The following is an 8067-nucleotide window of genomic DNA, read 5'->3' as shown; positions in this document are numbered from 1 at the left end:
CCATTAGTGCGCATTAGGTATATTATGGTTATAATGCGATTAGCACTGTGCAACGCCCTTTAACACTTTGTTTATTCTAGGGTTTTCGTACTTATCTTTCAGTAAATTGATGACGACTTTTTGATCGTCAATGCCTAACATATCGGCAATGTGGAAGGCGACATCCCAGTCCATGCCATTACGTTCATTTCTCCAAAGAGAAACTCTTGAGCGACTAACACCTAACTTTTGTGCAAGCTTATAGTCCGACTCTATTGCGAATCGGGCTTTTACCATTTCCATAAGTTCAATTGTGTAAGTCATGACGTGAATCCGTAAATAGCCGTATTTGTTAAAGTTTAGGCGATCAAAATGTCATTTACTACGTTTAAACGCACCTTGACGGACAGAGCGAGCTTGATTAATTCTATAAGTGCTTAAACAAGTTGCTTATGGGAGTCAATGGATATGCGAACCACACAAACATCAACATCGGTGCATCCGATACATCAACCTTGCCCAGATATGGCAGGGTGCAGTCAATTTAATCCAGAGTTAACGCGCTTATCACTACAAAAGGTTGGCGAGTTACGCGATAAACATGGCCTGAGTAAATCAACCTCACAACGTCGGGGCGGTAGCGATTTTCGTTATAGCCGTGACTACCAAATCCAAGCCCGCCGTGCGTATTTAGCGCAAGGGGGTGTACGATGATCTCCCAAACGCAACTCCCTAAGCAAGCCAAAGCCCCGCAAGGGGCGGCGGCTCCCCATTCTGTATTGCTTGAATTAAACAATTTCACTGATGCTTGCAACCTCTATTACCCGATATTGAAAGCCGCAAAGGATCATGTGAACTTATCTCGAATCATGCGGGAAGATGGCGAGGCGACACTCGCAAGGAAGTATTTGCATGAAGCGGGTCAACTGCGCTGTCATGCCCATTCGCTGCGTCGTGCTTACTTGGTCTTATTAGGTTTGCGATCATGATTAATGTTGAAGTCTTTTCTAATCAAGCCTGTTTACCATTGCGTAATGCGGTTGGTGATTTCCCGATAGAGAGCAATTTCCATCGGGCTATTGCCCAAGCCGAACGTTACGCAGGGAACGAAGCAACATTTGTCAGCGGTAATATCGCTATTGTCCCATTAGTTGGGGATGAGCGATTGGTGATCACCTCGGGGAACGCCGCATGATTGATGAACTGCTTAAGCCTAACGTTGAAAATATAACGAATAAGTTAGAAGTCTATTCAATGCCTGTTGATGGTTATTTTACTTTAATCGGCAAGGCATCCCACATCGCAATAGTCTTTGATACTTTTAATGACCAAGGTGATTGCTTTGCGTTTTATCTGCATGGTTTCTATGTCGGAATGGTGAAGTGTCCTAGCGTTGGGCTGTTCATGTACCTGCTTGATGAATTGATGCAGTGGCATGTCCCGCGCCATGAAGGGGGGCGACATGTTAATGAATGACAAAGACATCGCATATATTGTCGCGGGTATTCAGCCCGTCGACAAAACCAAGAAAAACATTGCCAGCTATCATGCTGGTTTTTTAGGGTTTGATTTTGTTGGCCCACGTCCGGTGCCGTTGTCTTATGCACAGTATTGGAAAATAACAACGTCACAGCGTGAAATTAATCGCCAACGTGCGATCATGAAAAAAAATGAATCATTTCGCCCACGCTTACATGATGAATTCAAAGAGGAAGTCCGCGCCCGCAGGGCGGCACGAAGTGCCGAAAACAATAGGCTTGTCCAAGGCTGCAAAAGTCCGACACGACCTCTAGACTCACGTTTAAAGTCCAAAACCATCGCCCTAAGACGCTCCCTGAAAGGGAATGTCGAGATAGACCCACGGGGCTTTATGTCTCCCGAATCGTTGTATGACAGCGCAGACAGGGGACAACGCACGGGGCGAAAATCTACCGTTCAATTGCTGCATCAAACGTGGTCAGGAAAATATCGCTTACAGCATGTGGTGGAATTAACACCGGGCGATGCACCAGACAGCAACGATGGTGAACGTTATAGCGAGGCATTAACCTCACGGGCCGTTGGCAAAATCTTTGAAAGCGCGGCGTATGTGGCAACGTGTCATGAAGGTTTTCGAACCTTTGTTACCTTGACGTGTAGCAGTGAACAACGGGAACGTATTTTTAGTGGTGATACCACATTAGGCAAAGAGGTATCGCGTTTTATCGACGGGGTGCGCAAGATGTATCAACGCGGTTGGCATGGCATCAACGACGATAATCAACCGTTTGAATGCGAGCCAACCGAAAAAGACTTTCACTACATTTGGGTGGCAGAGTGTCCCGCCAATGAAGATGGCGAGCCTAACCCACATGTTCATGTTCTGATGAATTGGAATGTGGATAAACAGCACTTTTCAGCGTGGGCCAAACGGATTGAAGGGATTTGGGGCAATGGCTTTGCTCATTTAGAACGCATTCGCAACCCCAAAGGTGCGGGTAGCTACATCATAAAAGCCGTGGGTTATGCCTCCAAAGGTAAGAACGCCAACCAAGGGTTGATCCGTGGTAACCGTTACGGCATTGCCAAACCTAGTCGCGCACCTGGTTGGGAATGTTTAGACAGTTTTCATGCTGACAACATGGCAGGGATCATCAAAGAGTGCAGTTACAAATTAAGTCAGTGGCGCAAACCTTATGAGCGCCAGCTACGCCAGTTAAGTGCGAAGAAAGAACAAACCATCAAAGCAATCGGCATTGTTAAACAACAAGATGATGCAACGCACCTTGCTAAGTTACGTGCCCGTTTAAAGCGCCTTGAACAACAACGCTTAGAAGCCAACAACGCATTAAAAGCGCGTGGTGTGTATGCCAGCACGAAAAACCGTTTCAGTTTGCACTTTGATGGCGATGATGCAGGTGATAAAGCCTATGACTTTTTGCTATGGGCCGCAGGTGCGCGAGGCTGGAAGATGTGCCGCGTATCCGGTGAGTCATGCGAAGAATCACGCACCATTGCCAGAATCCACTACGTAAACCACCGCAAAGCATGGTTAGAAAAACGCGCCTATTGGCAATCTGTATTGAATGATCCGCTTAATCACGAACGAGCTACCGATTCACACGATGAAATTTGTGCGGCCTTGTGTCGCAGCTACTTAAACGGGGCGAGCTTAACCACCGATAAGCCCAAACCAGCACACTTTACCTTTAGCGGGTAGCGCAGTACCGCAGTTAATACGGATAGAAAAATGGAATTACAGCAGTTAGAGCAAACCACCAATGAAATTGATCTTGCAGTCAAGGCAGCCAGCAGCAGCTTGATACTAAAACCCGCCGTGCCGGTTCTGCGTTTGGTGGTGACATGGATGAAAGGCGTAAATAACAAAGTAGGCCAACTGGAACAGCAAATGAAAAAGGTGCAGCTATGAGTCAAAGTAAAAACCCCGTCGTGGGGTATATCGCATGTTCAACCCCTGATTGTGGGTGTGCGTGTACGGTTCACCAAGTTGGGGCGCATAAGGCCGCCACGTCAGGTGAAGCCCCGAAAAACAAACGCCGTTTAGGTTTGTATTACACCTTATGCCCTAAGTGTGGTGCAGACCAACGCAGCGGCGGCGAACGTCAGGCATATATCAAAGCGAATTTGCAAGATAGCGCCGATAAAGCGTTATCGGATAGCGGATTAAACCGCGCTTTACCGTCGAGTGCTAACGACGAAACCTTTGTTAAAGCAGATGAAACCACTTTAACCGCCACTGAAACCGAAACAGTAACCGAACTAACCGTTATTGATAGCGAAACCTTCACCAACAACGACGCTACCCAAACCGAAGATAAACCGCTTAAAAGCGGTATAAATCCGGTTGCAATAGGGGGCATTGTTGCTTTGCTGTTAGGCGGCTTGGCTTTCTACCTAAAAGGTAAAACGAAACCAGAACCACAAGGAGTGTAACCAGAATGGAAACCGAACAACTAACCGACGTTAGCGAAACAATACAACCAGAAACACACAATGAACAGGTGTTATTAAGCGACCTTTCCCAAGCGGATGCCGAGCATATTGCCGATGATGCGCCGCCAGTAGATGAACCACAACCCGCTGCTATTGTGACTGATTCCGTTGATACCGCGAAGGCTGAAGCGGCACTAGCTTTGATGGGCCTAGAAGGCGCATTGAAAGTCTTCCTTCATCCCCGCTTTGCGTTTGATGCCGCAGCGCGAGATAACGCGATTGAAAAGTTTGGCCCGTTACTGGTTAAGTACGGCAACCTATTACCGTTATGGCTTGTTAAGTATGAAGAAGAAATCAACGCCGGTTATGCCGCTGTGCAGTTGGTGGGTAACTCAGTAGGTAAGGTTAAGAAGTTAAAAGCCGAAGACGCCGCGCTGTTAGCGCAGCAAGAAGCAGCGAACGACACGAAACTGGAAGCAGAGGCGGCATAAATGGCAAAGAACCCAAACAATCGACTACCGCTAAAACATGCGTTTTATGTGGCGACCAGTTCAGGCGGTAAAACCACCGCGATTAAAAAACTTGGCTTGGTGACGGCTAAACAAGTACTGTTCTTTGATCCGTATGAGGATTACAAAGATATTAAGTTTAACCGCCAGCAAACCCACCATTTTAATGCATGGATGCCGTTTTATACCGCAGCGAAACAAGCACGGCGCAGTAGTAAACCGTTTAAGTTTGCTATTACGGTCGAGCCAACACCGCAGAACCTTGAACGCTTTGCGGCGATTGTTTGGGAACTTAGCGATGGTACGAAACCGTTAGCGGTTATCTTTGAAGAATTGGCAGTTGCTTCAAACCGTGTCGGCAAAGCAGAGGGCAGGTTAGGGCAATGTTTCACTGGCGGCCGTCGCTATGCCATTGAGTGCCACAGTGCCTTTCAGCGAGGGCAAGAAGTACCAAAAACCGTTATCGCCAATAGCCAGTATCAGTGGATAGGCAAACAGGCCCGACAAAGGGACGCCAAATACCTGTCAGAAGAAACTGGAATAGAAGTAACAAAGATTAACTCATTGGCGGCTGGGCATTACGTGATGAAGCAACTTGGAGGTGAATCGCTGAAAGTGGGTAGGGTGTATTGATCTAATCTGGGGGCAATATGCCCCGTTAGATATACTAAAACCAAAACCATGTCTTTAGTAAGCGTGACACTTTGACGTAGAGAACTTGTGACCCAATGAAACTAAACATAAACAACCATCCAGAGAATGACTGAATAACATATTTGAGCCCAAATACACCCAAGAAAGGCGACAACCAAGTGCCTGAAACCATGCCGTATCCTGCTATAAATAGCGAAAATGCAAAGAGAGAGTACATCATATACTTCAGGTTATGAATGTCCTTTCTCTCTCTGTTGCATGCTGGACAAACCACAGCCTCGCTGTCCATTGAGCTTTTACACCAACTACATTCCATGTGATTCTCTAATCTATTTGTTATACAATGTCGCTACGATACCTAATGTCTCCACATAGGAATATAGATAAATTATAGAGATGCGAAATACATCCCTAAACTTGAGAGTAATCTCATAGCGCTATGTCGCGATAACAAAGTGAAAAGTTATTATCATTAGAAATATATGCTTGCCTCAATGATATTTGTGAGCCTTCGTTATTTCTCTTGTTAATTACGGACAGTAAGTTTTTAACTAGTTCAATTTGATCATTGGGGAATTTGTACCCTAATGTAATGCAAGCTATTTCAGCGTCTATTTTATCATGTTCGTGGCTAGGATAGTGATGTTTTACAAATCCTACTTTCTTGTGCTGACTTGAGAACACCCTAACTTCATTCTCGTATGACCATTCCTTATTTTTGGTTAAGAGGTGCTGATTAAATATGAACAACCCTCTATTTTTGTTTCGTTTAATGTTTTCATCATAATGAACCTCGCCTATGCCAATACCATTTGGAAAGAAACTCCCAAATCGGTACTCTACCATAATACCTTTGTGATCATCAGCGTAGTGTGACCACATCAACATAGAATTACTGTTTTCTGAGAATGAACATATTCTATAGTTGGAATCAATAAGATCATTATGATCTTCACCATCTAATGGCGGCATTTCAATAGGATCATTTAATTGATTTTTCTCTGATAAATAAAAGTATTGATTTATTAAAGAGTCAATTGTATTAACGTTGAAAGTGGAATATTTGAACAGACCTCTTCCATTAGCAGATAAATAAAGAGGGAGTTTGAATGAGTTACAAATGTCTATATTGAATTCTTTCTTCAACAATTTAAAGTCTTTATCTGAAATAATCTGCAAATTGTGCTCTTTTGAATAGTGAACGATTTCACTTATCACGTAGTGGTCATAATCCTTCGCAGAGTGCATGATCTCTAAGGCGTGATTATATTCCACCACCGCTCTTTCATGTATATTTTTACTTTTGTAGCAGCACCCTAAATATCTGCGTGTATCTACTGTTGGAAAGTTGCTTTCATGGTAATTTTCAATCAAGTTAATAGCATAGTCATACATCTTGCAATTAATGGAAAGTAAAATCATCTGTTCCAATTCTTCGCCATTGATTTCTTGAACCAAGAACTTTCTTTTCAACTCATCTAACCTTTCACGATTATAAGCATCATCCCATTTGTCGACTAGATTGTTGAGTTCATCCTCTAGTCTTTCATGTATGAAATGGTTTAATAAGTCAACACTATCAAGCTTTTTTCTTGCCAATATATAACTTTGAATATTTCTAATGTTTGAGTTTAAATATTTTTCTTGACTAAAAAGAACTTCGATTTTTTTTAGGTGTTTTTTAACTAGAAATGCCAAGTATAGTGCTTTTGACTCATCGCGATAAAGATATGAGTTACGAATAATTATGCTTTCATCTTTACTTTGAAGACTTCTTCCCTCCTCAATTAAAGACATTTGATAGTATAAAAACACGGGAGAAGATGAGTAGCATATTTTATCTCCATCAATCTTCTCGTAACATTCACAAACGCAACTAAAATCACTGTTTTTGAAGGCGATACTTATAATTTCTTCAGCTAGATATTGTAGTTGCGTGTAATTTTTTGTATCTATAAAGTGGAGGTAAGCTCTGTTATAGTTGTCACTGACAAAATTACGCACATCAAAAGAGGAAAGTTTATCTAACACGGTTTCTAATGTAATTAATCCCTTGTTATAATAGTCTTGCAAAATATCACTTTCGACATAATAAGACGACCTAATTGCATCTACACCACTGTCCCAGCAATCAAGCCTTAAATTAGCAAGGATTAACAAGTCAAACTTATTATATTGGGGTATTCTATTGTCCTCTAGGATTAGTTTTATTTCTTCCCACTCATGTTCCGATATTTGCAAAGTGTCATTTTTGGTCACACAAATGCGGTCAACCTTCAATGATATTTCTTTGAATTCACCACTCTTATAATGTTCAGCTATGCTAACTAACGCATATTTGATGTCATAGCAGGATTTATACAACTCCCAATTAGCTACTTTATGGTATGGATTTAACTCGATTGCTTTTTTGAAGAAGTAGTTAGATACATCTTTTTCTTGAAATATCATATTAGCAGTTTTACCAAGATAACAATATGCGTCTGACTCATTGCCGAAGCGAGATACAACATGTTGAAAAACCTCGGTTTTGTCTTCTATTTTTAAATCCTTAATAAAATAGTAGAACCCCGAGTGCCACTCGTCTTCAGATGAACGCCAGCATTCATCCAAAAATGCGAGTTTTGATAGTTTCCTCTCATCAATAAGATTAATTATTTTTTCATTGCTAAGATTATTCATTACTTATTATCCATTTTTAACCTAATAGGCTACTCGTCAAACCTAATAGCTTCAACTACCTATTCATACACTTGTGACTGTGTTCTTGTATCTACCGTTCAAACAGTTAAACAACAACCCACAACGGTAGGGCAAACATGAAAAAAACAACTCTGAAACTAGTAGGCATTACGGCAGCCGTCGCATGTGCTGTGGTCTGGGCGTCGAATAACGTCGATTTTGTGAAAGACAAGCTGGGTAAAGGGGGCTGGTTCTAATGGAAATGATTTCCACGCCATTTGCCCCACGTCCTAAAGAACTGGATCCGATT

11 protein-coding genes are annotated in these 8067 nt (G+C 42.6%); 9 read left to right on the top strand and 2 right to left on the bottom strand.

Features of this window, described 5'->3' with window-relative positions:
- Positions 1-39: 39 nt before the first annotated feature.
- Positions 40-303 carry a transcriptional regulator gene (locus tag ACKLNH_RS20275; protein ID WP_413114081.1) on the bottom strand — a complete coding sequence of 88 codons (264 nt, stop codon included), beginning with the start codon at positions 301-303 and terminating at the stop codon, positions 40-42.
- Positions 304-447: 144 nt separating this feature from the next.
- Between ACKLNH_RS20275 and ACKLNH_RS20270 the strand changes: the two genes are divergently transcribed.
- From ACKLNH_RS20270 to ACKLNH_RS20230, 9 genes are read left to right on the top strand one after another with little or no spacing between them, the layout of a single operon-like run.
- Entirely contained in the window at positions 448-693 is a 246-nt protein-coding gene (locus tag ACKLNH_RS20270) for a hypothetical protein (protein ID WP_413114080.1), read from the top strand.
- Positions 690-968 (top strand): hypothetical protein, encoded by a 279-nt coding sequence (locus ACKLNH_RS20265; RefSeq protein ID WP_413114079.1) that lies wholly within the window; start codon positions 690-692, stop codon positions 966-968. The genes ACKLNH_RS20270 and ACKLNH_RS20265 overlap by 4 nt, the downstream gene beginning before the upstream one ends.
- Entirely contained in the window at positions 965-1174 is a 210-nt protein-coding gene (locus ACKLNH_RS20260; RefSeq protein ID WP_413114078.1) for a hypothetical protein, read from the top strand. Before ACKLNH_RS20265 ends, ACKLNH_RS20260 begins: the two co-directional genes overlap by 4 nt.
- Entirely contained in the window at positions 1171-1455 is a 285-nt protein-coding gene (locus tag ACKLNH_RS20255) for a hypothetical protein (RefSeq protein ID WP_413114077.1), read from the top strand. Before ACKLNH_RS20260 ends, ACKLNH_RS20255 begins: the two co-directional genes overlap by 4 nt.
- On the top strand, positions 1442-3178 hold the full coding sequence (locus tag ACKLNH_RS20250) for a rolling circle replication-associated protein (protein ID WP_413114076.1): 1737 nt from the start codon (positions 1442-1444) through the stop codon (positions 3176-3178). Before ACKLNH_RS20255 ends, ACKLNH_RS20250 begins: the two co-directional genes overlap by 14 nt.
- A 30-nt stretch (positions 3179-3208) precedes the next feature.
- Positions 3209-3388 carry a hypothetical protein gene (locus ACKLNH_RS20245; protein WP_413114075.1) on the top strand — a complete coding sequence of 60 codons (180 nt, stop codon included), beginning with the start codon at positions 3209-3211 and terminating at the stop codon, positions 3386-3388.
- On the top strand, positions 3385-3912 hold the full coding sequence (locus ACKLNH_RS20240; RefSeq protein ID WP_413114074.1) for a hypothetical protein: 528 nt from the start codon (positions 3385-3387) through the stop codon (positions 3910-3912). The genes ACKLNH_RS20245 and ACKLNH_RS20240 overlap by 4 nt, the downstream gene beginning before the upstream one ends.
- A gap of 5 nt (positions 3913-3917) precedes the next feature.
- Positions 3918-4403 carry a hypothetical protein gene (locus tag ACKLNH_RS20235; RefSeq protein WP_413114073.1) on the top strand — a complete coding sequence of 162 codons (486 nt, stop codon included), beginning with the start codon at positions 3918-3920 and terminating at the stop codon, positions 4401-4403.
- Positions 4404-5054: a hypothetical protein gene (locus ACKLNH_RS20230; protein WP_413114072.1), complete on the top strand. Its 651-nt coding sequence runs from the start codon at positions 4404-4406 to the stop codon at positions 5052-5054. It begins immediately after the preceding gene.
- A gap of 450 nt (positions 5055-5504) precedes the next feature.
- Here ACKLNH_RS20230 and ACKLNH_RS20225 read toward each other — a convergent pair whose 3' ends face one another.
- Positions 5505-7757 (bottom strand): DUF2971 domain-containing protein, encoded by a 2253-nt coding sequence (locus ACKLNH_RS20225; protein ID WP_413114071.1) that lies wholly within the window; start codon positions 7755-7757, stop codon positions 5505-5507.
- Positions 7758-8067: the final 310 nt, after the last annotated feature.

It is taken from the genome of Thaumasiovibrio clandestinus (assembly GCF_047250365.1).
Lineage (GTDB): Bacteria > Pseudomonadota > Gammaproteobacteria > Enterobacterales > Vibrionaceae > Thaumasiovibrio.
Note: the sequence above shows the minus strand (reverse complement) of the source record. Positions and strands in the feature narration are given on the sequence as shown.

Bases quoted from the DNA above. Each gene is read 5' to 3' on its own strand.
- ACKLNH_RS20275 (WP_413114081.1), bottom strand. From the start codon at position 303: ATGACTTACACAATTGAACTTATGGAAATGGTAAAAGCCCGATTCGCA.
- ACKLNH_RS20270 (WP_413114080.1), top strand. From the start codon at position 448: ATGCGAACCACACAAACATCAACATCGGTGCATCCGATACATCAACCT.
- ACKLNH_RS20265 (WP_413114079.1), top strand. From the start codon at position 690: ATGATCTCCCAAACGCAACTCCCTAAGCAAGCCAAAGCCCCGCAAGGG.
- ACKLNH_RS20260 (WP_413114078.1), top strand. From the start codon at position 965: ATGATTAATGTTGAAGTCTTTTCTAATCAAGCCTGTTTACCATTGCGT.
- ACKLNH_RS20255 (WP_413114077.1), top strand. From the start codon at position 1,171: ATGATTGATGAACTGCTTAAGCCTAACGTTGAAAATATAACGAATAAG.
- ACKLNH_RS20250 (WP_413114076.1), top strand. From the start codon at position 1,442: ATGTTAATGAATGACAAAGACATCGCATATATTGTCGCGGGTATTCAG.
- ACKLNH_RS20245 (WP_413114075.1), top strand. From the start codon at position 3,209: ATGGAATTACAGCAGTTAGAGCAAACCACCAATGAAATTGATCTTGCA.
- ACKLNH_RS20240 (WP_413114074.1), top strand. From the start codon at position 3,385: ATGAGTCAAAGTAAAAACCCCGTCGTGGGGTATATCGCATGTTCAACC.
- ACKLNH_RS20235 (WP_413114073.1), top strand. From the start codon at position 3,918: ATGGAAACCGAACAACTAACCGACGTTAGCGAAACAATACAACCAGAA.
- ACKLNH_RS20230 (WP_413114072.1), top strand. From the start codon at position 4,404: ATGGCAAAGAACCCAAACAATCGACTACCGCTAAAACATGCGTTTTAT.
- ACKLNH_RS20225 (WP_413114071.1), bottom strand. From the start codon at position 7,757: ATGAATAATCTTAGCAATGAAAAAATAATTAATCTTATTGATGAGAGG.